Here is a 24,572-nt window from a genome sequence, read left to right as displayed (position 1 = left end):
AGGCTGTAGAGTCAAGCGCATGCCAGAAGACGTATCGCCCGGTGGAGCAGAGACGCTCAAGCGCCGCGCACGCCCCACCTCCTCCCTGCGCTCCGGGCAGCCGGGAGCCAGGCAGTCGGACCTGCGGGAACGCAACCTGTCACTAGTGTTCCGGCAGGTGCTCGCTTGCACGGAACCGCCGTCGCGCGCGGACGTATCCGCCCTGACGGGGCTCACGCGCTCCACCGTTTCCCGACTCGTCGACGAGTTGCTCGGCGGCGGCATGCTGCTGGAGCTCGAGGCGCTGGGCACCGGGCGTGCCGGGCGTCCCGCGCTCCCCCTCGTCCCGGCCGCCGGGGCACTTGTGTCGCTGGGGATGGAACTGAACGTCACCCACATCGCGGTGTTCGTCCTGGACCTCGACGGGACCGTGCTGGCCAACGCCACGGAAGACGGCGACTACGCGCACTCCTCCCCCACCGAGGTGCTCGGGCGCCTGGCCGAGCTCGCCCGCGAGGCCCTCGACGAGTCCGGCCCCGGCCGGTTGGTCGGGGCCGCCATCGCCGTCCCCGGCCTGGTGGACTCGAACCGGGGCGTGCTCCTGCGCGCCCCCAACCTCGGCTGGCTCGACGTTCCGGTGGCCGACATCCTGCGCGGCTCGCTCGCCCTCGGCGACGACGTCGCCCTGGTGGTGGGCAACGAAGCCGACTTCGCCGCAGAGACCATCGCCACCGAGTCCCCCGGAAAGCCCTCGGAGATGGGCGACTTCCTCTACATCTCCGGCGAGACCGGCATCGGCTCGTCGGCCGTGACGGAGGCGGGCGTGGCCGCCGGCCGGCACGGCTGGGCCGGGGAGCTCGGCCACATCTGCGCGGACCCCAACGGGCCCCAGTGCGGGTGCGGCGCCACCGGCTGCGTCGAGGCGTTCGCCGGCGCGAAGGCCGTGCGTGCCCGCGCCGGTGTCAGCACCATCGAGGAACTGATGGCGGCAGCGGAGGCGGACCGCCCCGACGCCATCGAGGCTCTCCGCCGCGCCGGGGCCGCGCTGGGCGTGGGCGTCGCAGCCGCCCTCAACCTGCTGGACCTGCCGGTGGTGGTGATCGGTGGTCACCTCGGCCGGCTGGGCAAGTGGGTGGTCCCTGCGATGCAGCAGCAGCTGGAGCACCGGGTGCTCGCCTACGAGCTCTCGCCGCCGGAGATCATCCCCATCGACACCGACGCCAGCCCGGCCGCCCACGGTGCCGCGCTCGCGGCCTTCGCCCCCGTCCTGGCACACCCCACCGCGTGGCTGGACGTGGCCGGCGCCGCGTGAGGCGCTAGTCCACCAGCTCCCAGCCCGCGGGTCCTCGCACGACGTGGCCCTCCGCCTCGAGCCGCCTCAGGTAGGTGGCCATGCCACGCTCGCCCTTGCGCCGGAACAGCTTCATCAGTTTCGGCAACTGGTTGGGGAAGAAGGTGCCCACCCGCACCAGCAGCGACTCGGAGAACCTGGGGTAGGCCTCCAGCCGGGGCCGGTCCAGGAGGCTCATCATCGCCCGCGCCACCGCCTCGGGCGGTTGCGGTGGGTCCTGGAACTGCAGCGAGTTGCCGCCCTCGACGGCCTCCTGCCGCAGCATCCGGGTGTCGGTGGCCGACGGCAGCACCGAGGAGACCCTGATGCCCTTCGGCGCCAGGTCCAGCCCGATGGCCAGCATCGCACCGCGCAGGCCGAACTTGGAGGCGGTGTAGATGGGCGTCTCGCCGAGGGGGAAGATCCCGCCCAGCGAGACCGTCGTGACCACCCTCGGGTCCTCGGCGGCGCGCAGCAGTGGCACGGCGAGCCGGGTGAGCACCAGGGGCGAGAGCAGGTTCACCTCGAGCTCGCGCCGGATGGAGGCCACGTCGCGCTCGTCGAAGCGTTCCTGGCTGGACATGCCGACGTTGTTGACCAGCACGTCGATGCGGCCGAAGTCCTCACCGATGCGGTCCACCAGGTGGGTGACCTGCTCGAGGTCCGTGAGGTCTGCGGCGTAGGCCAGGTGCCCCGCGCCGGGCAGTGCGGCGGCGGTCCGCTGCGCCTGCTCACCCCGGATGTCGACGACGGCCAGCCGCGCGCCGCGCCGGGCGGCCGGCCCCATGAACGCGGCGGCGATGTCGCCCGCGCCGCCGGTGACCACCATCGCCTTGTCCTCGTAGTCGTAGTTCATCGCGCGGCTCCCACTCCCGGACGCTGCCACCCGAACTCGGCGGCGACGGCGTCCAGCGCCGCGACGTAGGCGTCGGAGTCCACGTAGCCCTTGTGGCGCGGCGATCGGTCGAACTTCAGGCCGCTGGTCAGGTCCGGCCGGTCGGTGCGGATGCGCTGCTCGAAGCGGGCGGCCACCTCGGAGCCGCGGGCGCGCTCGTCGAGGTAGCCGGCCACCAGGTGGGCCTGCCTGTCCAGGAGTTGGTAGGCGCCGGAGTTGGTCTCGACGAAGCCGACGGCACACAGTCCGGAGTGCCGTCTCGAGAAGGAGTTCAGGTAGAGCTCGTCGGGGTGCTGCGGGTCCCCGAACAGGTCCTGCGCGAACGGCACGGCGTGGCGGTAGCCGGTGGCCAGCAGCACGACGTCGAAGTCGGCGGCGGTGCCATCGGTGAACGTGACGGTGGCGCCGTCGGCGGAGCGGATGCCGCACCTGGGCGTGACGTCGCCATGGCGGACGTGGTGCAGGAGCTGGTCGTTCATCACCGGATGGGTCTCGAAGAGTTTGTGGTCCGGCTTCTGGAGCCCGATCCGGGTCAGGTCACCCACGAGCAGGCGCAGCAGCGGTTGCAGCAGGGCCCGCTCCAGGCGCTTCGGCAGGAACGAGCCCTTGCCGCCCACCACGTCGGAGGGGACCCCGAACACGTGCTTGGGGATGAACCAGTAGCCGCGACGCATGCTGATGCTGACGGCCTCGGCGGTGCGGGCCGCGTCGCAGGCGATGTCGCAGGCGGAGTTGCCACCGCCCACCACCAGCACCCGCTTGCCGCGGAACTCGTCGGCGCTGCGGTAGGTGACCGAGTGCCTGACCTCGCCGGTGAAGCCCGGCACCTCCACCTCCAGCGGCGTCCACTGGGAGCCCGTGCACACCACCACCGCGGAGAACTCGTCGGCGGTGCCGTCGGCCAGGCTGACCCGCCAGCCGGCGCCCGCCCGCTCCAGTCCGGCCACCGCGGTGTCGAAGCGGATGCGCTCGGTCAGGCCGTGGTGGTCCGCGAAGTCGCGCAGGTAGGCGAGGACCTGGCGGTGGTTCGGATAGTCGGGGAAGTCGTCGGGCATCTCGAAGCCGCTGAACCCGGAGACGGTGCGGCTGGAGATGAAGTGGGCCGAGTCATACATCGGGGTGCCCGGCGCGTCGATGTCCCACAGGCCTCCCACCCCGGCGTTGCGCTCGAGGTGCTCGTAGTCCAGGCCTCGCGCCGCCAGTGCGCGCCCCGCCGCCAGGCCACCCGGCCCGGCGCCGATGATGCAGACGTTCCCGCTCAACACCTTCTCCTTCGAATAGTCGAGGTGTTCGCATGTTAGGAGAGTCGACGGGGCGGCGGGGGGAAACTCATGCCAGCCGCAACAGTTGCAGCTGCCGCTCGGAGCGGGAGATGGTCACCTCCTGGCCCCACCCCAGGCGGAGGTGGTCCCGCTCCATCCCGTCGCCGAAGACCACCAGGGAACCCCGCGCACGCAGCCGCAGCTCCTCCCCGGGGCCGAGCAGCCCGGCGACGACGCTCGCGCCGGTGGCGGCCGAGGGCCAGGCCTCGCGGACGAACCAGGCGAGCCCGTCGGCGTCCGCCGCCGGGAGCTCGAAGCCCGGGCGGGCCTGCCGCCACAGGGACGCGAGCCACCCCGTCGCCCCAGTCCCGGTGCCCACCACCAGCCCGGAGGAGGACTGCTCCTCCCGCCCCTGGCCCACCTCGAGGGCGTAGCGGGCGGACTGGTGGCCGCGGTCACCGAGGAACAGCTCGTTCAGCGCGGTCAGCCGCTGGCCGTCGTCGACCCGGGCCTCCGCCATCGCACGGGCGCTGACCCGGGTGCCCACGGCCCCGGACACCACCCCTGCGAGGTCCTCGGCCCGGTGACTGCACAGCAGGCCGGGCACGCCCGGGCTGATGCCGAAGACCCTCTGCCCGTCGAGGTACTTGCTGACGTTGGGCACCAGCCCGTCCTGCCCCACCACCACGACGAGGTCGTCCGGTTCGAACAGGAAGCGCGAGAGTTGGCCCCGCTCCACGACGGCCTGCCGCCAGTCGGACGGGACGGCAGCGGCGGCCAGTTCAAGCGCCCGGCGCTGGGCCTCGTCGGCCACCAGCAGCGGCTGGACCCGCTCGCCCCGGGCGGCCAGGAAGAACTCGACGGCACCCAGGGTGGAGTGCTCCGCGAGCAGTTCCTCCAGCTGGGTGCGGCGGTGGACCAGCACCAGGCGGGGCGCGCTCATGCTGCACGCAGCGCTGTGAGGGCCCGGGTCACGGCGTCGCCGAGCAGGTCCGGGGTCAGGGTGACGGCGTCGATCTCCGGCAGCGCCCTGACCACCTCGGGAAACACGCCGGCCAGCAGCGCCGGCAGGTCGGCCGCGCCGAAGGCCTCCAGCTTGGCCGCGAGGGCCGCGTTCTCGGCCGCCGCGACCCGTTCGATCTCGTCCACCCGCGCGTCGACGGCCAGGCGCCTGCTCTCCAGCAGCGCCTCGCCACGCAGTTCCTCGCGCTCGAGCTCCTGCTGGGTGCGACGGCGCTCGTTCGCCCCCGCGAGCTCCACGAGTTCGGCCTCCCGCCTGGCCAACTGGGTGCGGTTGTTGAGCTCGTTCTCCTTGATGGCGCGCTCCCGGTCCACGGCCTGGGCGCGGCGGTCGTAGGTGGCCCGGTCCGCCTCGGCCTGGATGGCCTCGCGCACCTTGGTCTGCAGCGCCCGCTCCAGCTCCTCCTCCGGGCGCACGGCCACCACCCGGACCCCCACCACCTCGACACCGGCCGAGCTGAGCTGCTCCTCGGAGCGCAGGCCCTCGAGCACGGCGTCGCGCACAAGGGTGAGCCCCTCGTCGAGGAGGACCTCGAGAGGGTTGGCGGCCACGACGGCGGCTGCGAACTGCTGCGCGGTCTCGGCCACCCGGTTCTGGAGGGTCTGCAGCGGTCGGCCGCTCCACTCCCCGCTCGAGACGTCGACTGCGAAGTCCAGGTGGCGCACGGCCCGGGCGGGATCGGCGATCCGCACGGTCAGCGCGGTCTGCACGCTGACCTCCTGGCGGTCGCGCGTGGTGACGCGGAAGATGTTGCCGAATTCGAGGTCCTCGACGGGCACCTCGGAGATGCTCGCGCCCAGCGGGCGGAACCAGAACGATGCACCGGGGCCGTGCGAGACGAGCTCGCCGCCCCGGCCCTGCACCAGGACTCGGGTGGCGGTTCCGGTGGCGTGGGAGAAGAACGGGAAGCGACGGATGGTGGTCATGTTTCCTCCTTTTTTTACGTCACTTCGACATTAAACCTCGATCGCTTTACCTGTCAAACTGACATCAATGCATCGCAGTCGGTGGATGCGCAAGAATCGGGTGGTGCGATACATCCTGTTCCCCGGCCGCCACCACCTCGTCACCCGCTTCCAGGTCTCCCACCTGCGCGGGCTGTTGGAGCGTCACCCCGACGCCGAGGTGGTCTGGGCCATCACCAGCGCGGACCACGGCGGCACCCAGCGCAATCCGGTTTCGGGTTCCCGGCGGCTCGGGTTGGTGGAGGCGGTCGCGGCGGTGGAGGCGTTGCCGTCGCTGACCTTCCGGATCGGCAACCGCTCCCCCAAGCCGGACTTCGCGCACTACGTCATCGAGACCATCCGCACCCAGAGCGGCGGGCGGGTGGCGATGACCCCGGCCAACACCGTCGTCGCGTGCTCCACGCCCGCCGTCATCGACGGCTACGAGGCGCTCGGCCACAGCATCGACACGGTGGAACTCGGGACCGAGCAGCAGCGCCCCTGGGACGTCGTGGAGGCCATCATCGCGGCGGGTACCGGTTGGGCCGACGACGACGCCATCACCGCCGCCATGGACCCGACCGCCCGGCAGCAGTACCTTCGCTACGGCCTGGCCGAGCACATCCAGCAGATCCACTCCGACCCGCTGATCGACTCCGACGACGGCGACATCACAGACACCCGCGACTACGCCACCTACCGGGCCGCGTTCGAGGACAACGCCTGGCGCAAGGTCTCGGAGTTCGCGCACGCCGTCCGACCGGGCCGGGTGGTGGACGTCGGCTGCGCCACGGGGCAGACCATCAAGCTGCTGGCCGAGCGTCCCGAGCTTTTCGAGTCGGACTTCTACGGCGTCGAGGTGGCCCGCCCGCTGTACGAGATCTGCCGGCAGCGCCAGTCAAACGGCGAGTTCGGCGACGCCAACGTCTTCTTCCACCAGCGCAACATCCTCACCAGCAAGCTGTTCGAGGAGAACTCGGTGGACACCGTGATCACGATGGCCCTCACCCACGAGGTGTGGTCCTACATGGGTCCCGAGGCGCTGGCCGAGTACATCCGGCACACCCACGAGATGCTGCGGCCGGGCGGGGTGTGGATCAACTACGACGTCGTCGGCCCCGAGGACGCAGACCGGGAGGTGCTCGTGCGGTTCACCACCGATGACGGCGCCGCCTCCGGAGACCTGGCCGAGTTGTCCTCACGGGCCCGCTTCGAGCGGTTCGCGCAGGACTTCCGTGCCGAGGAGGGCGACGGCATCAGCTACGAGGTCCTCGACGTCGACGGCGTGGAGCACGTCCGCCTGACCCGACGCGCGCTGTACGAGTACCTGGCCAAGAAGGACTACGTGGACTCCTGGCTCTCCGAGGCCCACGAGGCGTTCTGCTTCTACTCCCCTGCCGAGTGGGTGGAGGTGCTGGAGGGTGCCGGCTTCCGCTGCACCACCGACACGCGCGGCGTGCAGAACCCATGGCTGATCGAGAACCGGTTCGCCCCCGCGGCCGAGGTGTTCACCGTCGCCGAGGACGGCACGCTGGTCCCGGACGAGTGGTCCTGGACCAACGTGCTGCTGGTGGCCGAGAAGCCCGCCTGAGCGCGCAGCTCAGGCGCCGAGCGCCTCGCGGATGGGTGCGCGCCAGGCGTCGCGGACCTCGTCGAGGCTGATCTCGAACTGGCCGACGAACTCGGCGGTGGCGTCGCCGGTGACCTCGCCCAGACGGGCGACGGGGACGCCGTGCTCGGCGCACAGCGCCTCGAACCGGCCCAGGGAGTCCCCGGGCAGGGACACGACGGCGCGGCCGCCGGACTCGGAGAACAGCGTCACGGTGGGGTCGCCCTCGGGGAGGGTGACGGCGAAGCCGAGGTTGTTGCGCAGCGCGGACTCGAGCAGTGCCGTGGCGAGGCCGCCCTCGGAGAGGTCGTGGGCGGAGCTGACAAGCCCCTCCTTCGCGGCCGCTGCCATGACGCGCGCGAGCGCGCGCTCCGCGTCGAGGACCACCTGCGGGGGCACGCCGCCGAGGTGGCCGCCGTGGACGGCGTCGGCCCAGATGGAGCCGGAGAGCTCCTCGCGGGTGGCGCCCAGCAGCAGGATGCCGTCGCCCTCGTGGGTGAAGCCGGACTTGATGCGGTCCGCCACGTCGTCGATCACACCCATGACGCCGATGGTGGGCGTGGGCAGGATCGGGGTGGTGGCCGTCTGGTTGTAGAGGCTGACGTTGCCGCCGGTGACGGGGATGGCCAGTTCCTTGCAGGCGTCCACGAGGCCACCGATGGCCTCGACGAAGGTCCACATCACCTCGGGGTCCTCGGGGCTGCCGAAGTTCAGGCAGTCGGTGACGGCCACGGGCTCGGCACCGGTGACGGCGACGTTGCGGTAGGCCTCAGCGAGGGACTGCTGCGCGCCGGCGTAGGGGTTGAGGTAGGTGAAGCGCGAGTTGGCGTCGAGGGCGAGGGCGATGCCGAGGCCGGTCTCCTCGTCGATGCGCAGCATGCCGGAGTTCTCGGGCTGCGCGAGGACGGAGTTGCCGCGGACGTAGCGGTCGTACTGGTCGGTGACCCAGGACTTGTCGGCGACGTTGGGGTGGGACATGACCTTCAGCACGGCGGCACGGATGCCGTCGGCGGAGTTGTCGCGGTGGAGGTCCTCGGCCCGGTCCGCGGCGGCGGCGTCGAGGTAGGCGGGGCGCTGGTAGGGGCGTTCGTAGACGGGGCCCTCGTGCGCGACGGTCTTCGGGTCGACGTCGACGATGACCTGGTCGTCCCAGGTGATCACGAGGCGGTCGCCGTCGGTGACCTCGCCGATGACGGTGGCGAGGACGTCCCACTTGCGGCAGATCTCCATGAAGCGCTCGACGTTGGCCGGCTCGACCACCGCCATCATGCGTTCCTGGGACTCACTCATCAGGATCTCCTCCGGCTTGAGGGAGGGATCGCGCAGCGGGACCAGGTTCAGGTTCACCTTCATGCCGCCGTCACCGGCGGAGGCCAGCTCGGAGGTGGCGCAGGAGATGCCGGCGGCGCCGAAGTCCTGGATGCCGTTGATGATGCCTGCCTGGAACAGTTCGAGGGTGCACTCGATGAGGAGCTTCTCCATGAACGGGTCCCCCACCTGCACGCTGGGGCGCTTGGCGGGACCGTCCTCGTCGAAGGTCTCCGACGCGAGGATGGAGGCGCCACCGATGCCGTCGCCGCCCGTGGCCGCACCGAACAGGATCACCTGGTTGCCGACGCCCGAGGCGTGGGCGAGGTGCAGGTCCTCGTGGCGCAGCACGCCGACGCACAGGGCGTTGACCAGCGGGTTGCCGAGGTAGGAGTCGTGGAACTGGACCTCGCCGCCGATGTTGGGCAGGCCCAGGCAGTTGCCGTAGCCACCCACGCCCGCGACGACGCCGGGCAGGACGCGCAGGGTGTCGGCCTCCTCGAGGGGGCCGAAGCGCAGGGAGTCCATGACGCCGATCGGGCGGGCGCCCATGGCCAGGATGTCGCGCACGATGCCGCCGACTCCGGTGGCCGCGCCCTGGTAGGGCTCGACGTAGGAGGGGTGGTTGTGGCTCTCGGCCTTGAACGTGACGGCGTACCCGTTGCCCACGTCCACCACGCCGGCGTTCTCGCCGATGCCCGCCAGCAGCGGTCCGCGCGGCGTCTCCTGGCTGAGCTCGCCGAAGCGCTTCAGGTGCACCTTCGAGGACTTGTAGGAGCAGTGCTCGGACCACATCACCGAGTACATCGCCAGCTCCGCACTGGTGGGCCGGCGGCCGAGGATCCCGCGGATGCGCGCGTACTCCTCGTCCTTCACGCCGAGTGCCGCGTAGGGCTGCTCGAGGTCCGGGGTGTCGATCGCGTTCGAAACAGTGTCTGCCACGGGCGACAATCTACCCTCCCTGCGCCGGGACCGCCCACCCGCGCCGATCCGTCCCACAACCGCGCGCTGTGCGTGCGGGAGCGGCACCGACGCGGTCTCGGGCGGGACAGGTGTGACAGGAGCTCGCGACACGCCAAGGTGGCCTTCGAGCTGTGCAGGCGGACCGGCGTGTCGCGAGCGCTGGTCACACCCGGCACCGTCGGGTGTTGCCACTGACCCGCCAGGTGTTGCCCGGAGACCCCCAGGTGTTGCCAATCACGGAGCCCGTGTTGTCAGTCCCCGCAGATCCCTTCCGCCCGCACCGCCGTCCGTGACCAGATTGTCGGATGAACGCATCTGAAGTGATGACAGCCAATGCCGGGGTGGTTCGCATGCGGGACCATCGCGATCTGCGCTCGTTCTGGTGGCGTGCGCTCAGGGCGGGTCTGCTGGTCCAGGCCCTGCCGGGAATCGCGATGGACGCAGGGCTGGTGGATGACCGGTACGCATGGATCCGCGCGGTCGCATTGTGGAACCCGAACGCAGTGATCGCTGGGCGGGCGGCCGGCGCCCTGGACTTCGACGACTGCGCACCGCTGTCCACCATCTCCGTCTACGTCAACCTTCCGATGGCGGACCGAGGACCGATCCAGTTCTTCCGCACGAAGCTCGACCCTGCCCTGCTGGAGTGGAAGGACGGGGTCCGGATCACCGGGCCTGCTGCCACGGCCATCACCGCCGGGTTGGAGGACGATCTGGGGCCCGGCACGACGGCGCTGCGCAAGGGCCGCACGACGCCCGCGAAGATCTCATCGGCTGCTCGGTCGTGGTCCCAGCGCAGCAGGAAGCGGGCGTGTGAGTTGGCGCACGACCTCAGTGGCAATCCCTGGTCCCCGGCGGAGGTGGACGCCCACCGCCTGTTCCGGGAGGCGGGAATCAGGGGCTGGCAGGGCAACAAGGCCGTGGTCCTCGACGGCACCACCCTGGTGCCGGACATCAGCATCGAGGAAGCCCGGATCGCCTTCGAGATCAACAGCTTCCAGTTCCACAGCACGCACCGCGCCATGGAGGAGGATTCCTCGCGTCTCAACCGGTTCATCGCGAACCGCTGGCGCTCCTACACCCTCACCCCCCGGCAGATGCGGGACCATCGGGAGGAGACCAAGGAGTTCGTCAGGAGCGTGGTCTGGGACCGGCACCGACTGGGGGCGTGACGAGCGCTCGCGACACGCCTCGTGACCCGTCGAGCTGTGCAGACGGACCGGCGTGTCGCGAGCGCTGGTCACACCTGGGACCGAGGACAGGCGTGAGATCCCGCCTGCGCCGCGTCAGACCTTGGCGCGACGGGCCCAGAAGAAGCAGTAGAGGCCGTAGCAGGCGAGGCCGAAGGCTGCGGCGCCCAGGAGCCACGGCCCGAACGGCGCTGAGCGCAGCGCCAGGAGGGCGGCGTCCATGCCGCCGGTGGACTCGGGCTCGTGGTTGGCCGCGGCCCACACGAACAGCGCACCCAACCCGGCATACACCAGGCCCTTGGTGAAGTGGCCCACCCGAGCCGCCCACGTTCCCAGCACCCCGAGCTCGCCGGCGAGTTCCTCCTCCCACTTGTCGGTGAAGGCCTTGGAGGCCAGCCAGACGCCGAGGGCGGCGATCGCGAGACCGGTGATCGCGACGAGCACCTGCCCGAACGGGAGCGACATCACCGCACCACCGGCGGCCTCCGCGGTGTCGCCGTCGGAGCGGTCCCCGAGCGCGATGTTGGCCGCGCTGGCACCTAGCACCAGGTAGACCACGGCCTTGCCCACCGACGCCACCCGCTTGCGCCAGCGCTGGCCACCGCTGTACTCGCGGTGCCCCATGAACGCGTCGATCACCTGCCACACCACCAGCGCGAGGAAGCCGACGGCGACGGCCCCGAGCAGCGCCGGCCCCATCGGGGAGTTGGCGAGTGCGCGCAGCGCCCCGGTCTGGGAGGCGTCCTCGTCGGAGCCGCCCGTGGCCAGCCGGAAGGTGAGGAACGCGATCAGCAGGTGCATCACCCCGTAGGCCACCAGCCCGGCCCGCACGGACACCCGGTAGGTGCGTGACTCCTCCACCTTTCGCGCGGCTCGCTCGGCGTCGTGCCTGTCCGGGGTCTCCATCCCGTCACCCTAACCAGCGCGGCGTCGCCTCGTGCTCACTCGGCGAAGGCCGCCTGCACCTGATGAGCGATGCGGAGTTCGGCGTCGCACTCCACCACGAGCCGGCGCAACGCCCCGGGTGCATCGGGGTTGGCGTCGAGCCAGGCCTGAGACTGTCCCAGGTGGGCCACCGAGCGCGGGTAGCCGCGCACCACGAGGCGCCGCGCGATCTCGATCGGGTGGTCCGCCCAGACGTCCAGGAGGCCCTCGAAGTACGGCTGCGCGAAGGGGTCGGTCAGTTCGGGGGAACCGGGCGCGAACGCACCCGAAAGCAAGGCGTCCACCGCGTCGTTGCTCTCCCCGCCGACGACGTGGGCCCGCCGCCACGCCTCCTGCCGCAGTCCGGCGTCGGGCCGGGAGTGGAAGGCCTGCAGGTGGGCGGTCTCACCGGCAGCGGTGCGGTCCGCGTCGAGGGCTGCGGCCAGGTCGTCGTCGCTGGCGCGGCCGTGCACGGCCCGGGCCTGCCAGGCGAGCCAGCGCAGGTCCGCGGAGACGTCGAGGCCGGCGAGTTCGCCGTCGGTGACCCAGTCGACGTCGGCGGCCACCAGGGTGGCGGCCCGCAGGTGGGCCTTGGTCCACAGCAGTTGTTCCGCGCCGCCGGGCTCGGCGCCGCGGGCGGAGGCGGCGCAGGCGTCGAGCCAGACGGTGGCCAGTTCCTGGCGGCGGGGCTCGGGGACGTAGCGCGCGACGGCGTCATGGGCGTGGGCCAGCATGGCCGCGAGGGTGCCGGGTCGGTCCTCCGCGGGCCCGTGGTTGATGACTGCGGCCACGTAGTCGGCCACCCCGAGGGTGGCGGCCCGCACCTCGGACCACAGCGAGGACCACACCACGGCCCGGGTCAGTGGCTCGAGGTCTCCGACGTGGGTCAGCAGGACGGCGCGGGTGGCGTCGTCGAAGGCCAGGCGGGCGAAGGTCTGGTCCGTGTCGTTGGGGATGACCGCCGCGGCACCGTCGAGCGCCGGCAGCGGTGTCTCTGGTCCGTTGACCACCACCGGGTGGCGCTCGCGCAGCACGAGGCGGTCGTCGGCCAGGTCGTAGACGCCGACGGTGGTGGCGTGGGGGCGGTCGGCGTCTGGGCCCTCGCGCAGGAGGACGCCGTCGGCAACGCGCAGGGTGTCGTGGCCGCTGGTGCGCAACCACGCGTCGGACCAGGCGGCCAGGTCCTTGCCGGAGACCTCGGCCAGGGCGGTGAGGAAGTCCGCCAGTGAGGCGGCGCCGTGCGCGTGGCGGGCGAAGTACGCACGGCAGCCGGCGAAGAAGTCCTCGAGCCCGACGTAGTGGACCAGTTGGGTGAGGGCGGAGGCGCCCTTGGAGTAGGTGATGCGGTCGAAGTTGTTCTTGGCCGCCTCCAGGTCCGGGATGTCGGCCACCACGGGATGGGTGGTGGGCAGGGCGTCGGCGATGTAGGCCGACGCCTTGCGGACGCCGGTGAAGTTGAGCCAGGCGTCCTCGAATCCGGCGGCCTCCAGCGAGAGGTGGGCTCCCATGAACTCGGCGAAGGACTCCTTCAGCCACAGGTCGCTCCACCAGCGGGGCGTCACGAGGTCCCCGAACCACATGTGGCTCATCTCGTGCAGGATGGTGTTGGAGCGCCCCTGGTACTGCGCCGGGGTGGCCTGGGAGCGGAACAGGTAGTGCTCGGTGAAGGTGACCAGGCCGGGATTCTCCATGGCGCCGAGGTTGTACTCGGGCACGAAGATCTGGTCGTACTTGCCCCAGCTGTAGTCGCCGAAGGCGGTGTGCAGGTACTCGAGCCCGGCGCGGGTGATCCGGAACAGTTCGTCGGCGTCGAGGTGCTGGGACAGGGACTGGCGCGAGAGCAGCGCCAGCGGCACCTCGATCCGGTCGTCGGGGGAGGTCCAGGAGGACTCGACGCGGTGGTAGGGGCCGGCGCAGACGCAGGTGATGTAGCTGGACAGTGGCGGCGTCTCGGCGAAGTCGACGCACACCATCCCCTCCCCCACCCCCGTGCGGGCCACGCCGGGCTGGTTGGACAGCAGTTCCCAGTCCTCGGGGCCGATGATGCTGAACGAGTAGCGGGCCTTCATGTCCGGCTGCTCGAAGCACGGCATCACGCGCCGGGCGTCGGCAGGTTCGTACTGGGTGTAGAGGTAGATGCGGCCGTCGGCCGGGTCGCGGAACCGGTGCAGACCCTCCCCCGTGCGGGAGTAGAGGGAGGCTCCCTCCACCACCACCTCGCACTCCTGCCCCAACGGCAGGTCACGCACCTGCACGCGGGCGCCGTCGAACTCGACCGGCCGCACCTGGCCGTCGACCAGCACCGCGGTGACCGAGTCCCCGATGTAGTCGATCCACGTCTCCGGCTCCGACGCCGTCAGCCTGATGGCCGAGCGCACCGGGTAGGTGGGTTGGTGGAGGTCCTGGCAGTCGCGCAGGTCGACGGTGACCTGTTGGGTGGTCAGGGTCACGGCGGCTGCTCGGGCGGCGGTTTCTTCACGGGTGAGGTTGGCGGACATGCCCCCATCCTTCCACTGTCCGGGCCGTGGTTGGACGGCTAGAGTGGCGGACACAGTCAAGGGCGCCGAATGGCGCATTCACAAGGAGCATCAATGGCGAGGGTCCTGCTTGCGGGCGAGTCATGGGTAAGTGCGGTCAACGACCACAAGGGCTATGACGTCTTCCCCCACACCCAGGTTCACATCGGTTGCGCGGAGCTGCTGCGCGTCCTCGGAGAGGCCGGGCACGAGGTGGAGCACATGCGCTCCCACGACGTCGCCGCGGACTTCCCGCTCACGCTGGAGGAACTGGCGGCCTACGACGTCGTGATCCTCTCCGACGTCGGCGCCAACACCTTGCTGCTGCCGCCGCAGGTGTTCGAGGAGGGCAAGCGCGCACCGAACCGTGCGAAGCTGCTGCGCGAGTGGGTGCAGGGCGGCGGCGGCCTGATGATGGCCGGCGGCTACCTGAGCTTCCAAGGCTTCCAGGCCAAGGCGAACTACCACGGCACCGCCATCGAGGAGGTGCTGCCGGTGGAGATCCTCCCCTACGACGACAGGGTCGAGGCGCCCGAGGGCGTCGAGGGCGAGCTCACCGGTGCCGCGCACCCGGTGGCCGAGGGCCTGGACCAGCAGTGGCCGGCCCTGCTCGGCTACCAGAAGCTGACGGCCCGCCCCGACGCGACGGTGCTGGCCACCGTCGAGGCCCACCCCCTTCTGGTGGTGCGCACCGTCGGTGAGGGCCGCACGTTGGCGTTCGCCTCGGACATCTCACCGCACTGGGCACCGCAGGAGTTCATGGCGTGGCCCGGCTATGCGCGGCTGTTCGACAACGCCGTGCGCTGGCTGGCCGGCAACTAGGTCCCGGAAAACGCGAAGATCGCCGCATCCCACCGGGGTGCGGCGATCTTCACGTCTCGTCTCAGACGCGGACGGCCAGGAAGTCCAGCACGGAGGAGAAGAACTTGCGGCCGTCGAGCGACGGGCTGGTGAGTTCCTCGACGTTGTGCTCGGGGTGCGGCATCAGGCCGACGACGTTGCCGCGGGCGTTGGTGATGCCCGCGATGTCGTTGGCGGAGCCGTTGGGGTTGTCCAGGTAGCGGAAGACAACCTGGTCGTTGTCCTCGAGGCGCTTCAGTGTCTCGGCGTCGGCCTGGTAGTTGCCCTCGCCGTTCTTGAGGACGATGGTGATCTCCTCGCCCTTGCTGAACGACTTGGTCCAGACGGTGTCCACGGTTTCGACCCTCAGCCGCTGGTCGCGGCAGATGAAGTGCTGGTCCACGTTGCGGATCATGGCACCGTCGAGGAGGTGCGCCTCACACAGCAGTTGGAAGCCGTTGCAGATGCCGAGCACGGGCATGCCCTTGTTGGCGGCGTCGATGACGGTGTCCATGATGGGGCTGAAGCGGGCGATGGCACCGCAGCGCAGGTAGTCACCGTAGGAGAAGCCGCCGGGCAGGATGATGGCGTCGACGCCGTCGACGGAGTCGGAGCCGTGCCACAGCGGGACCGCCTCGGCGCCGCTGAGTTCGACGGCGCGCAGGGCGTCGTGGTCGTCGAGGGAACCGGGGAAGGTCACCACCCCGATGCGGGGCATCAGTCGGTCACCACTTCGAAGGACTCGATCACGGTGTTGGCGAGCAGCCGCTCGGCGGCCTGCTCGATCTCGGCGAGCCTCTCGGGGGTCACGTCGCCGTCCACCTCGATCTCGAAGCGCTTGCCCTGGCGCACGCTCAGGCCGTCGAAGCCGAGGCGGCCGAGGGCACCGGTAACAGCCTTGCCCTGCGGGTCCAGGATCTCCGGCTTGGGCATCACGTTGACGATCACACGACTCATGCGGGACACAATACTGGACTGCGTCGCTCCTATACTCACGCCATGTCCGCGCCCGGTTGGTACCCCGATCCGTCGGGCGAGCCGAACCGTGTCCGGTACTGGGACGGAACGGCGTGGTCCGGCGCCCCGCACCAACGCCGGCGGTCCGGGGGGTGGACCGTCGGGATCGGCGCCCTCGTGGTGGTGGCCGCCCTCGTGATCGCCTTCCTGGTCTGGCCCGGCGGGAGCCCGGTGGCCGAGGACACCCGCACCGCCCGGCCGAGCGGAACCGTGTGGGACGAGTTGCCCGGCTCCGAGACCCCCTCCCCCTCGCCCACTCCGACGCCCTCTCCCGCCGAATCTGGTGGCGAGGCGGTGGAGTGCCCACGCGTCGAGAACGAACGCTCCAGCGAGACCCGGGGCGACGGCGTCGTGCAGGGCGGGAACCTCACATTCCCCGTGCCATATCCCTGGGAGCACCCCTACGGCCGGATCTCACGCGTGCTGACCGACCAGGACAGCACCATCAAGCGCTTCCCGGGCAGCACCTGGATGAGCCTGCTGGTCGCAGGTGTGGCGCCCACCTCCGCCGGGTTCACCGATGCGCGCACCACCGCCAACCAGATCATCGAGTGCCACATCACCTCGGGCAACGTCTCCGGGCTGACCGGTAGTGAGATCGAGGTCAACGAAGCGTTCGTCGTCGACGGCGTGGAGGGATGGCGGGTACGGGCCCACGCCTACACCCCCAACGCCCCCGGTGGCGGTGCCGTGTTCGAGGTGGTGGTGCTGGACACCGGACACGAACTGGGGCTGAGCGTCTTCTGGGGTGGTGTGGTCGACGCCGACGACGAGGCCCTCGAAACCATGACCGGCATGCTCGAGCAGATCAGGATCGTGCGCTGAGGGTCACCGCTTGGAGGCGCGGAAACCAGCTGCGCGCGCCGCAGCCTCAGTGGTGAAGCAGCGCTCGGGATTGGTCCGGTCGTAGAACTGCCCGCCGGGCACGTGGTAGATGTACTCGCCGCTGGAGCTGTGATTGCCCTTGATCGGCGCGTTGGAGGGGCAGTTCCTGCCGCTCGGTGCGTAGCTCGTCGGCTTGGGCGCGACCACCGGAGCAGGCTTCGCGACGACGGGCTTGGCAGGCGTCAGCAGCACCGGGGCGGTGGCGACGGGAACGTCGGTGCGGGCCGCGACGGCCGCGGGGACCTGGCTGACCCAAGGGGTTGATCCGGTCTGGAACTTCACCAGGGAGTTGAAGACGCGGAGCCTCTCCTGCTTGACCACACCGCCGGACTCGGAGGCGACGTCGGCGTAGACGTACTGGCGGCAGGCGCCACGACCAGTGGCGGCGGTGTCGCACTCGGACTCCCAGCGACGGCCGTCCTCGGCCGTCCACGCAATGCTCTTGCCGAGGTTGTTCGTGGCCCAGTTCGCACGGGGCGAGGGCAGGTACGTCAGGTTGTTGAAGACCCAGTCGTTCTGCTTGTACCAACGGCCGTCCTGGCTGAACACCTTGGTCCCGTAGATCTCGGTGGTGCAGCGCACCACGGTGGTGGAGTACATGCTGCAGGTGGTGCGCCAGTAACGGTCATTGACCAGGTGGACGCCGGGCGCCGAGTACTGGTCCGGGGCCGTGTCGGCCTGGGCGGGCACCAGCGAGGCCCCGAAGATGGTTGCGAAGGCGGCGAAGGCCACCAGAAGACGACGCACGAACATGAGATTCTCCCCCTGAGAACGGTGATTCCTGCGAGGAGGATGGCACATCCCAATCAGGAAGTGAAGCCCGTGCCCGTCAATCGCTCATAGGCCTCGAGGTAGCGGGCCCGGGTGGCGGCCACGACGTCGTCCGGCAGGGCCGGCGGCGGGGTGTCGGAGGCCTTGTCCCAGCCGGACTCGTGGGCCAGCCAGTCACGGACGTACTGCTTGTCGAAACTGGGCAGCGAGACCCCGGGCTCCCAGAGCTCGGCGTCCCAGAACCGGGACGAGTCGGGGGTGAGCACCTCGTCGGCGAGGACGATGGTGTCGTCGGGGCGCAGGCCGAACTCGAACTTCGTGTCGGCCAGGATGATGCCGCGCTCAGCCGCGATCTCGGCGGCGCGGGTGTAGATCCGCAGCGTCAGGTCACGCAGTTGCGAGGCGAGTTCCTCGCCGTGGATGCGGGCGATGGTGGCGTAGTCGACGTTCTCGTCGTGCTCGCCCACCTTGGCCTTGATGGCCGGGGTGAAGATGGGCTCGGGCAGCTTGTCGCCGTCGCGCAGGCCCGGGGGCAGCGCGACACCGCACACGGTCTGTGACTCCTGGTACTCCGCCCAGCCGCTGCCGGTGAGGTAGCCGCGGGCGACGCACTCCACCTCCACCATGTCCAGCAGTTCGACGACAGTGGCGCGGCCGCTGACCTGCGCGGGCACGTCGGTGGAGACCACGTGGTTGTCGATGATGTCTGCGAGCTGCTCGAACCACCACAGCGACAGCTGCGTCAGCACCGCGCCCTTGTCCGGGATGCGGGTGGACAGGACGTGGTCGAACGCCGAGATGTTGTCCGTGGCCACCATGAGGACGCGTGGGAGGCCGTCGACGGTCATGTCGTAGAGCTCGCGGACCTTCCCGGCGTGGCGCAGCGGCAGGCCGAGGGATGAGAACTGCGCCATCACAGCACCGCCCCGGGGACGTAGGCGGCGTCGTCGGGGTTGGCGACGACGATCTCGTCGATCCTGGCGACCAGACGGGCCACCTGGTCCTGCGCCGTGCCGGCCAGCTCCAGCGGACTGCCCACAAGCGAGCCGAGCTCGTCGCGGGTCAGGCCCAGGCGTTCGTCGGCGGCGAGCCGGTCCAGCAGGTCGTTGGCGGCCAGGCCCTTGCGGAGGTCCAGCGCCACGGCGACAGCGTGCTCCTTGATGGCTTCGTGGGCCACCTCGCGGCCGACGCCCTTGCGGACTGCGGCCATCAGCACCTTCGTGGTGGTGAGGAATGGCAGGTAGCGCTGCAGTTCTGCCTCGATGACGGCGGGGAACGCACCGAAGTCGGTCAGGACGGTGAGGAAGGTCTCGAACAGGCCGTCGAGCGCGAAGAACGCGTCCGGCAGGGCCACGCGGCGGACCACGGAGCAGGAGACGTCGCCCTCGTTCCACTGGTCGCCGGCGAGTTCGCCCATCATGGCGACGTAGCCGCGCACCACCACGGACAGGCCGTTGACGCGCTCGCAGGAGCGGGTGTTCATCTTGTGAGGCATCGCGGACGAGCCCACCTGGCCCTCCTTGAAGCCCTCGGTGACGAGCTCCAGGCCGGCCATCAGGCGGATGGTGGTGGCGAGGTTCGACGGGCCGGCCGCGGTCTGGGCCAGCGCGGTGACAACGTCGTAGTCCAAGGAGCGCGGGTAGACCTGCCCGGTGGAGGTCAGGACGGCGCCAAAGCCGAGGGCGTCGGCCACGCGGGACTCGAGCTCGGCGAGCTTGGCGGCGTCGCCCCCGAGGAGGTCCAGCATGTCCTGCGCGGTTCCGACGGGGCCCTTGATCCCGCGGGCCGGGTAGCGCTCGAGGAGTTCGTCGATGCGCTGCAGGGCGACGAGCAGCTCGTCGGCGACGGTGGCGAAGCGCTTGCCGAGGGTGGTGATCTGGGCGGCGACGTTGTGGGAACGGCCGGTCAGCGGCTGGTCCGCGTACTGGGCGGCGAGGCGCCCCAGCTGCGACAGCGCGGCGATCACGCGGGTGCGGATGATCCGCAGCGACGCCAGCACCTGGTACTGCTCGATGTTCTCGGTGAGGTCCCGGGAGGTCATGCCCTTGTGGACGTGCTCCTGGCCGGCGAGCTCGTTGAACTCCTCGATGCGCGCCTTGACGTCGTGCCGGGTGACGCGTTCCCGCTCGGCCATCGCCTGCAGGTCCACGTCGTCGATGACGGACTCGTAGGCGGCGATCACCTCGTCGGCGTCCGCACCGCCGAAGTCGACGCCGAGGTCGCGCTGGGCGCGCAGCACCTCGAGCCACAGCTTCCGCTCGGCCACCACCTTGGCCTCGGGGGCCCAGACGGCGCGCATCGCGGCGGAGGCGTATCGGTTTGCAAGGACGTTCGGCAGGCTCATGGGCAACAGCTTATTGGTTCAGCGGGAGTGCCTCCGTGTACAGCCACCTACCGGCCCGGTACTCGAACCCGGAGCGCTCGTGCATGGTCCTGGTGCGGGTGTGCTCCTGGAACGTGGCGACGAACTCGACGATGCCCTTGGTGTCCCCCGGCTGGCCGTCGACGACGTCGGTGACCTGCAGGGTCAGCCACTGGTTACCCGACGGCAGCACGCGCTTGGGCCGGGTCCTGGGGTGCCAGGACCGCCAGAGGTGGTCGAGGTCTCCGATGACGTTCGCGGTGAAGCGGGAGCGCATCACCGCCTCCGCGGTCCAAGCCTTGGCGGACTGGTTGATGATGGGTTCGCAGCAGGCCCCAAAGGTCTCCCCGCCGCACGGGCAGGGGGCGTCGCTCGCAGGAGATGGCATGTCGGAAATGATGGCACATCTGACCCCTGCGTCCGGTTGACTGGGTGGTCCACCACAACTGGAGGTGCACATGTCCCGCAAGAAGAAGAGCGCCCTGCGTTCCTACCTCGGCGCGACGGGGGCGGTCGTGGCGACGGCCGTGGCCGGATCGCTGGCCACCGACCCTCAGACCCGCTGGTACAAGTCGTTGGACAAGCCCGCCTGGCAGCCGCCGAGCTGGGCCTTCCCCGTCGCCTGGACCGCCCTGTACGCGAGCATCGCGCTGGCCTCGGGCAAGGTGCTGGCCGATTCGAAGCGGGCCGGCGACCAGGAGCAGCACGGTGACTACAAGGCGGCGCTCGCGCTCAACCTCCTGCTGAACGCGGGCTGGAGCTTCACCTTCTTCAAGGCGAAGCGGCTCGGGCTGGCGTCCCTGCTGGCGGGTGCGCTGGCGGCCAGTTCTGCCGACCTGTCCAAGCGCGCGGGCGAACAGGACCCCAAGCTGGGCTGGGCCCTCAAGCCCTACGCCGCCTGGACGTCCTTCGCCACGGCGCTGTCCACCGACATCTGGCGGCGCAACCGCTGAGTCAGTGCGGAACGCCGATGTCGGTGCGGTTGAAGCCGTCGGCGAAGTCCACCTTGGCCAAGTGGGCGTAGGCGCGCTCACGGGCCTCTTCCAGGTCCGCTCCCCTGCCGACGGTGCCCAACACCCGGCCACCTGAGGCGACGAGGCGGTCGTCGGCCAGGGTGGTGCCGGCCTGCAGCACCCAGGCGTCCTCGGCGTCGGCGGGCAGTTCGATGACGCAGCCGCTGCGGGGAGTGCCCGGGTAGCCCTCGGCAGCGGAGACGACGACCACAGCCGCGCCGTCGCACCACTTCGGGGCCCCGACGCTGTCCAGCTCTCCGCGTGCGGCCGCGCGCAGCACGCCGCCCAGCGGGGTCTCGAGCAGCGCCAGCACGGCCTGGGTCTCCGGATCACCGAAGCGGACGTTGAACTCGACGACGCGCAGGCCCTTCGACGTCAGCGCGAGGCCGGCGTAGAGGAGGCCGACGAACGGGGTGCCGCGGCGCTTCATTTCGGCCAGCGTCGGGTTGATGACGCTCTCCATGATCTCGCCAACGAGGCCCTCGGGGGCCCACGGCAGCGGGGCGTAGGCGCCCATCCCACCGGTGTTCGGCCCGGCGTCGCCGTCGCCGACGCGCTTGAAGTCCTGCGCGGGCATCAGCGGGAGCCCGCGTTCGCCGTCGCAGATCGCGAACAGGGAGACCTCGGGACCGTCGAGGAAGTCCTCGATGACCACCCGGCCGCAGGCCTCGGCGTGCGCGAGGGCGGCGGCGCGGTCGTCGGTGACCACAACTCCCTTGCCGGCGGCGAGGCCGTCGTTCTTGACCACGTAGGTGGCGCCGAACTCGTCGAGCGCTGCCGCGGACGCTTCCGAGGTCTCGCACAGGCGCGAGGCCGCCGTCGGCACTCCTGCCGCGGCCATGACCTCCTTGGCGAACGCCTTGGACCCCTCGAGCACCGCTGCCTCGGCCGACGGCCCGAAGCAGTCGATGCCCGCGGCGACCACCGCGTCACTGACCCCGGCCACCAGCGGCGCCTCCGGGCCGACTACGACGAGGTCGGCGCCCAGTTCGCGTGCCAGCGCGACGACGGCGTCCGGGTCGGCCGGGTTGATGTCGTGCAGCGTGGCCAGAGAGGCCAGTCCCGGGTTGCCCGGTGCGACGTGGAGCTCTGCGACTTCCGGATCAGCTGCGAGCGCGCGGCCCAGCGCATGCTCGCGGCCGCCGTTTCCGAGGAGGAGGATCTTCACGGGTCACAGCGTATCCAAGTGCGCCGAGACTCTGGCTCTGCGATCCAGCCAGCTGCGGCCTGTGGCCGGGTGGCGCAGTCGGCATCGGAGACGGAGCAAACTGCGCCACGCTATTGGGGTGGCGCACTTGGCTGGCGCATTCGGCTCCGTCTACGGGGCCAAATGCGCCAGTCAACCTGGGGCTCCAGTCAGCAAGTCGCCTGCACGATCATCAACCGTGGAACAATCCGGGCATGGCAAAGGTGCGTGACGTTCCTCAGAGGCGTCGAGCCAGCGCGCCCAAAGTTCTCTTGGGGTGTTTGGCGACGCTTGCCCTCGTAGGATGTACCAGTCCTTCCACCCCGGTTCCGTTGACCGGGATGACGGTCCATCAGGTCGAGGCGTCCTTGCCCGAGGCGGCGTACGTGATCTACGACTTGTCCACACCGGTGCTCGGGCTGGATCCCACCTACACCTCCCTGCAGGCCTCCGCGTTCACCGTGGTCAGCGCTTGTGGGCTGGACACCGATCATGGCGGCGACGTTGTCCCGCTTGGCGTCATCCCCACGGCGGAGCTCAGCGACGACGTGCGCAGTCGGGCCGCAAGCGGCGAGTTCGACAGCCTCCTTGCCGAGTGCTCGTCGTACCGTTCCTAGAACGCTGGTCGATTGCTCCGGTCACTGGTCATGGCCGCATCGATCGCGGTGGGCGGCCTGAGCAGTCAGAGACCTGGCGGCCGATGTCCACGTACGAACCCCGCCTGCACGTAGCCGCCAGCCGCTTCCAGGACGGCGCGGACACACTGCACGAGATCAGCTTGGTCATGTGCGCCGCCAACCCAGGCGACGAGCCCAAACTCGTCTGGTCCCGCGGCGAGTTCCCTCAGCAGCCACTTGCCGGTTCCCAACCACCGCTGTCGCACCACCAACGCCAGTTCCGCCGCCTCTTTCCATGCTGTCGCGGTGAGGACGAAGCGCTCACCGTTGTTGGTGGCGTCCACCAAGTCATCCAGAACCGCAGACAGGCTGTACGCCCGGGAGCGCAGCTCAGCAGGATCTGTAGCCCCAGGCCCATCACGGAGCACCTGCCGGGACTGCATGCCCAACGACTCGGCTGCCATTCCACCGATCAGGGGAACACCCTCACCCATCAGCTTGTCGAGCACCGGGCGACGCTCGCTGCGTCCCCTCGCGAGCCATAGTTGCAGGGCGCTTGACCCGTATGCGAAGACCTCCACGAGTTGCCCTTCGAATCGAGTGGTCTCGACGAAGGCTGTCTCCGACCACTGATCGGGGAGCACTACGAGGATGTCGAGATCGGAGCTGTCCGTGGCGTCGGCTCTCATGGCGCTCCCTCCGAGGAACGCGGCGTGGGCTTGGGGGAAGTGCTCGAACACGAACCGGGCAGCCCGAGCAGTGAAGTCCGTCATGCCGACCCATTCTTCATCATCCGGCCGGCGGCAATGGCGACCGCGCTACTCGCGGCAGAAGAGTGCGTGGAGCGCTTGACACCGGAGACGGAGCCAAAGTGGCAACTCACCCGAATGGTGCACCTGCGTGGAGCGCTCAGCACCGGAGACAGAGCCGTGCGCACCAGTCAGTCCATGGGGCTCTGCCGCTCATCGGCATGAGCGAGGCGGAGGAGATGGTGGCGTACAACATGCCGGGGTTCGCGATCGGCGGCACTGTGGTGGCGAGCTACGCCGCGTTCAGCAAGAACTGCGGGCTGTACCTCCTTGCAGGAGCGATCACCGAGCACGCTGACGAGATCGCGGCTCTGGGGCTCAAGGCAAGCAAGACGGGCATCACCTTCTCGCCAACAAACCCATCCCGGATGATCTCGTCGACCGGCTGGCACGGGCGTCGCGCGACAGCGCCAGCGCCTGACGGTTCGAGGGAACCGGGACGTGGTTGACTGGTGACCCCGCACACAGGCCAGCAGTAGGAGGACCCATGACCCGCCGCGCAGAGATCCACACCGGCTCAACACTGACCCCGACCAAGCGGGAACTGGTGATCGACTGGCTCGCCAGGCAGGAGTGGTTCAGCGGGGACCCTTCGGTGATCGAGCAGGTGGCGGCGTTCCGGTTCGTGGACCCGGACGGCGAGGTGGGGATCGAGACACTGCTTTTCAGCGCCGGCGGCCACGTCTTCCAGATCCCGCAGACCTACCGGAGCGCCCCGATCGACGATGACGTCGAGGGCCTGATCGGGGTGCTGGAGCACAGTGCCCTGGGCACCCGCTACGTCTACGACGCCATGACGGACCCGGTCTACCTGGTGGAGTTGGAGCGCGTGATCCGCGAGCGGGACACGGCCGTCGAGACCGTGACCGCACACGACGGCAGCATCAGGGCAGCGGGCATGGAGGTCTGGGGCAGTGGAGTGGCCGAGGGCGCTGATCCGGTGGGTGAGCTCGAGGTGGTCGGGCTGATCACCGACGAGCGCTACGAGGATGCTCCGGGACGACTTCTCGGACGCCTTGTGGAGGGTGACCAGGAGCGCGAAGTGGTGCTCGCCGTCCTGCGCTGAACAGCCGTACGCGGCACGCCACAACTGCCCCGACTTCCCTCCTGCGTCGCCACGACGTAGCGTTG

General features: G+C 70.1%; 22 protein-coding genes and 2 pseudogenes. 9 read left to right on the top strand and 15 right to left on the bottom strand.

The features are described from left to right. Window positions 1–19 precede the first annotated feature (19 nt). Complete coding sequence (locus ACYU7G_RS11320) at window positions 20–1,291, top strand: ROK family protein (RefSeq protein WP_461107858.1); 1,272 nt, start codon at window positions 20–22, stop codon at window positions 1,289–1,291. A gap of 4 nt (window positions 1,292–1,295) precedes the next feature. Here the strand turns inward: ACYU7G_RS11320 and ACYU7G_RS11315 are convergent, their stop codons facing one another. The 4 genes from ACYU7G_RS11315 to ACYU7G_RS11300 all read right to left on the bottom strand — a co-directional run bounded on the left by ACYU7G_RS11315 (window position 1,296) and on the right by ACYU7G_RS11300 (window position 5,413). Next, a complete protein-coding gene (locus tag ACYU7G_RS11315) occupies window positions 1,296–2,165 on the bottom strand; it encodes an SDR family NAD(P)-dependent oxidoreductase (protein WP_461107856.1) in 870 nt (289 codons plus the stop codon). Further along, a complete protein-coding gene (locus ACYU7G_RS11310) occupies window positions 2,162–3,466 on the bottom strand; it encodes a flavin-containing monooxygenase (protein ID WP_461107854.1) in 1,305 nt (434 codons plus the stop codon). The genes ACYU7G_RS11315 and ACYU7G_RS11310 overlap by 4 nt, the downstream gene beginning before the upstream one ends. Before the next feature lie 67 nt (window positions 3,467–3,533). Beyond that, window positions 3,534–4,409 carry a diacylglycerol kinase catalytic domain-containing protein gene (locus ACYU7G_RS11305; RefSeq protein WP_461107852.1) on the bottom strand — a complete coding sequence of 292 codons (876 nt, stop codon included), beginning with the start codon at window positions 4,407–4,409 and terminating at the stop codon, window positions 3,534–3,536. Then, window positions 4,406–5,413, bottom strand: coding sequence for an SPFH domain-containing protein (locus tag ACYU7G_RS11300; RefSeq protein ID WP_461107850.1), 1,008 nt, complete (start codon window positions 5,411–5,413; stop codon window positions 4,406–4,408). The genes ACYU7G_RS11305 and ACYU7G_RS11300 overlap by 4 nt, the downstream gene beginning before the upstream one ends. A 67-nt stretch (window positions 5,414–5,480) precedes the next feature. Between ACYU7G_RS11300 and ACYU7G_RS11295 the strand changes: the two genes are divergently transcribed. Beyond that, window positions 5,481–7,022, top strand: coding sequence for a class I SAM-dependent methyltransferase (locus tag ACYU7G_RS11295; RefSeq protein WP_461107848.1), 1,542 nt, complete (start codon window positions 5,481–5,483; stop codon window positions 7,020–7,022). A gap of 9 nt (window positions 7,023–7,031) precedes the next feature. Here ACYU7G_RS11295 and purL read toward each other — a convergent pair whose 3' ends face one another. Next, a complete protein-coding gene (gene purL, locus ACYU7G_RS11290) occupies window positions 7,032–9,290 on the bottom strand; it encodes a phosphoribosylformylglycinamidine synthase subunit PurL (protein ID WP_461107846.1) in 2,259 nt (752 codons plus the stop codon). Between the two features lie 326 nt (window positions 9,291–9,616). Here purL and ACYU7G_RS11285 point away from each other — a divergent pair, with 326 nt between their 5' ends. Further along, window positions 9,617–10,483: a hypothetical protein gene (locus ACYU7G_RS11285; protein WP_461107844.1), complete on the top strand. Its 867-nt coding sequence runs from the start codon at window positions 9,617–9,619 to the stop codon at window positions 10,481–10,483. Window positions 10,484–10,597: 114 nt separating this feature from the next. Here ACYU7G_RS11285 and ACYU7G_RS11280 read toward each other — a convergent pair whose 3' ends face one another. Beyond that, the gene (locus ACYU7G_RS11280) at window positions 10,598–11,407 is read right to left on the bottom strand and encodes a DUF1206 domain-containing protein (RefSeq protein WP_461107842.1); all 810 of its coding nucleotides are present in this window, start codon (window positions 11,405–11,407) and stop codon (window positions 10,598–10,600) included. A 35-nt stretch (window positions 11,408–11,442) separates the two neighbouring features. Next, a complete protein-coding gene (gene pepN / locus ACYU7G_RS11275; RefSeq protein WP_461107840.1) occupies window positions 11,443–13,923 on the bottom strand; it encodes an aminopeptidase N in 2,481 nt (826 codons plus the stop codon). A 93-nt stretch (window positions 13,924–14,016) separates the two neighbouring features. On the opposite strand from pepN, the gene ACYU7G_RS11270 reads away from it, so the two are divergent. Continuing rightward, window positions 14,017–14,763 (top strand): glutamine amidotransferase, encoded by a 747-nt coding sequence (locus tag ACYU7G_RS11270; RefSeq protein ID WP_461107838.1) that lies wholly within the window; start codon window positions 14,017–14,019, stop codon window positions 14,761–14,763. A 61-nt stretch (window positions 14,764–14,824) separates the two neighbouring features. Here the strand turns inward: ACYU7G_RS11270 and purQ are convergent, their stop codons facing one another. Together purQ and purS are read right to left on the bottom strand one after the other, a co-directional pair. Further along, window positions 14,825–15,499 carry a phosphoribosylformylglycinamidine synthase subunit PurQ gene (gene purQ, locus ACYU7G_RS11265; protein ID WP_461107836.1) on the bottom strand — a complete coding sequence of 225 codons (675 nt, stop codon included), beginning with the start codon at window positions 15,497–15,499 and terminating at the stop codon, window positions 14,825–14,827. Next, window positions 15,499–15,747, bottom strand: a pseudogene (purS, locus tag ACYU7G_RS11260) (phosphoribosylformylglycinamidine synthase subunit PurS); the annotation flags it as partial. The gene purQ and the pseudogene purS, both read right to left, overlap by 1 nt. Before the next feature lie 33 nt (window positions 15,748–15,780). Here purS and ACYU7G_RS11255 point away from each other — a divergent pair. Continuing rightward, complete coding sequence (locus tag ACYU7G_RS11255) at window positions 15,781–16,623, top strand: DUF2510 domain-containing protein (protein WP_461107834.1); 843 nt, start codon at window positions 15,781–15,783, stop codon at window positions 16,621–16,623. A 3-nt stretch (window positions 16,624–16,626) separates the two neighbouring features. Here the strand turns inward: ACYU7G_RS11255 and ACYU7G_RS11250 are convergent, their stop codons facing one another. From ACYU7G_RS11250 to ACYU7G_RS11235, 4 genes and pseudogenes are all read right to left on the bottom strand, one after another. Next, entirely contained in the window at window positions 16,627–17,436 is an 810-nt protein-coding gene (locus tag ACYU7G_RS11250) for a sunset domain-containing protein (RefSeq protein ID WP_461107832.1), read from the bottom strand. 71 nt (window positions 17,437–17,507) lie between these two features. Next, window positions 17,508–18,368: pseudogene (locus ACYU7G_RS11245) on the bottom strand (phosphoribosylaminoimidazolesuccinocarboxamide synthase); the annotation flags it as partial. Next, complete coding sequence (gene purB / locus ACYU7G_RS11240; RefSeq protein ID WP_461107830.1) at window positions 18,368–19,798, bottom strand: adenylosuccinate lyase; 1,431 nt, start codon at window positions 19,796–19,798, stop codon at window positions 18,368–18,370. The gene purB and the pseudogene ACYU7G_RS11245, both read right to left, overlap by 1 nt. A gap of 10 nt (window positions 19,799–19,808) precedes the next feature. Beyond that, window positions 19,809–20,204 (bottom strand): YchJ family protein, encoded by a 396-nt coding sequence (locus tag ACYU7G_RS11235; RefSeq protein ID WP_461107828.1) that lies wholly within the window; start codon window positions 20,202–20,204, stop codon window positions 19,809–19,811. A gap of 70 nt (window positions 20,205–20,274) precedes the next feature. On the opposite strand from ACYU7G_RS11235, the gene ACYU7G_RS11230 reads away from it, so the two are divergent. Further along, window positions 20,275–20,769, top strand: coding sequence for a TspO/MBR family protein (locus tag ACYU7G_RS11230; protein ID WP_461107826.1), 495 nt, complete (start codon window positions 20,275–20,277; stop codon window positions 20,767–20,769). A gap of 1 nt (window position 20,770) precedes the next feature. Here ACYU7G_RS11230 and purD read toward each other — a convergent pair whose 3' ends face one another. Further along, window positions 20,771–21,997, bottom strand: coding sequence for a phosphoribosylamine--glycine ligase (gene purD / locus ACYU7G_RS11225; protein WP_461107824.1), 1,227 nt, complete (start codon window positions 21,995–21,997; stop codon window positions 20,771–20,773). Between the two features lie 359 nt (window positions 21,998–22,356). Here purD and ACYU7G_RS11220 point away from each other — a divergent pair, with 359 nt between their 5' ends. Next, entirely contained in the window at window positions 22,357–22,632 is a 276-nt protein-coding gene (locus ACYU7G_RS11220; RefSeq protein WP_461107822.1) for a hypothetical protein, read from the top strand. Between the two features lie 65 nt (window positions 22,633–22,697). Here ACYU7G_RS11220 and ACYU7G_RS11215 read toward each other — a convergent pair whose 3' ends face one another. Next, on the bottom strand, window positions 22,698–23,405 hold the full coding sequence (locus ACYU7G_RS11215; RefSeq protein WP_461107820.1) for a nucleotidyltransferase domain-containing protein: 708 nt from the start codon (window positions 23,403–23,405) through the stop codon (window positions 22,698–22,700). A gap of 197 nt (window positions 23,406–23,602) precedes the next feature. Between ACYU7G_RS11215 and ACYU7G_RS11210 the strand changes: the two genes are divergently transcribed. Further along, window positions 23,603–23,890, top strand: coding sequence for a hypothetical protein (locus tag ACYU7G_RS11210; protein ID WP_461107818.1), 288 nt, complete (start codon window positions 23,603–23,605; stop codon window positions 23,888–23,890). Between the two features lie 38 nt (window positions 23,891–23,928). Continuing rightward, on the top strand, window positions 23,929–24,507 hold the full coding sequence (locus ACYU7G_RS11205; RefSeq protein WP_461107816.1) for a maltokinase N-terminal cap-like domain-containing protein: 579 nt from the start codon (window positions 23,929–23,931) through the stop codon (window positions 24,505–24,507). Window positions 24,508–24,572 lie beyond the last annotated feature (65 nt).

It is taken from the genome of Tessaracoccus terricola (assembly GCF_054776555.1).
This window is presented reverse-complemented; position numbering and strand designations above follow the sequence as displayed.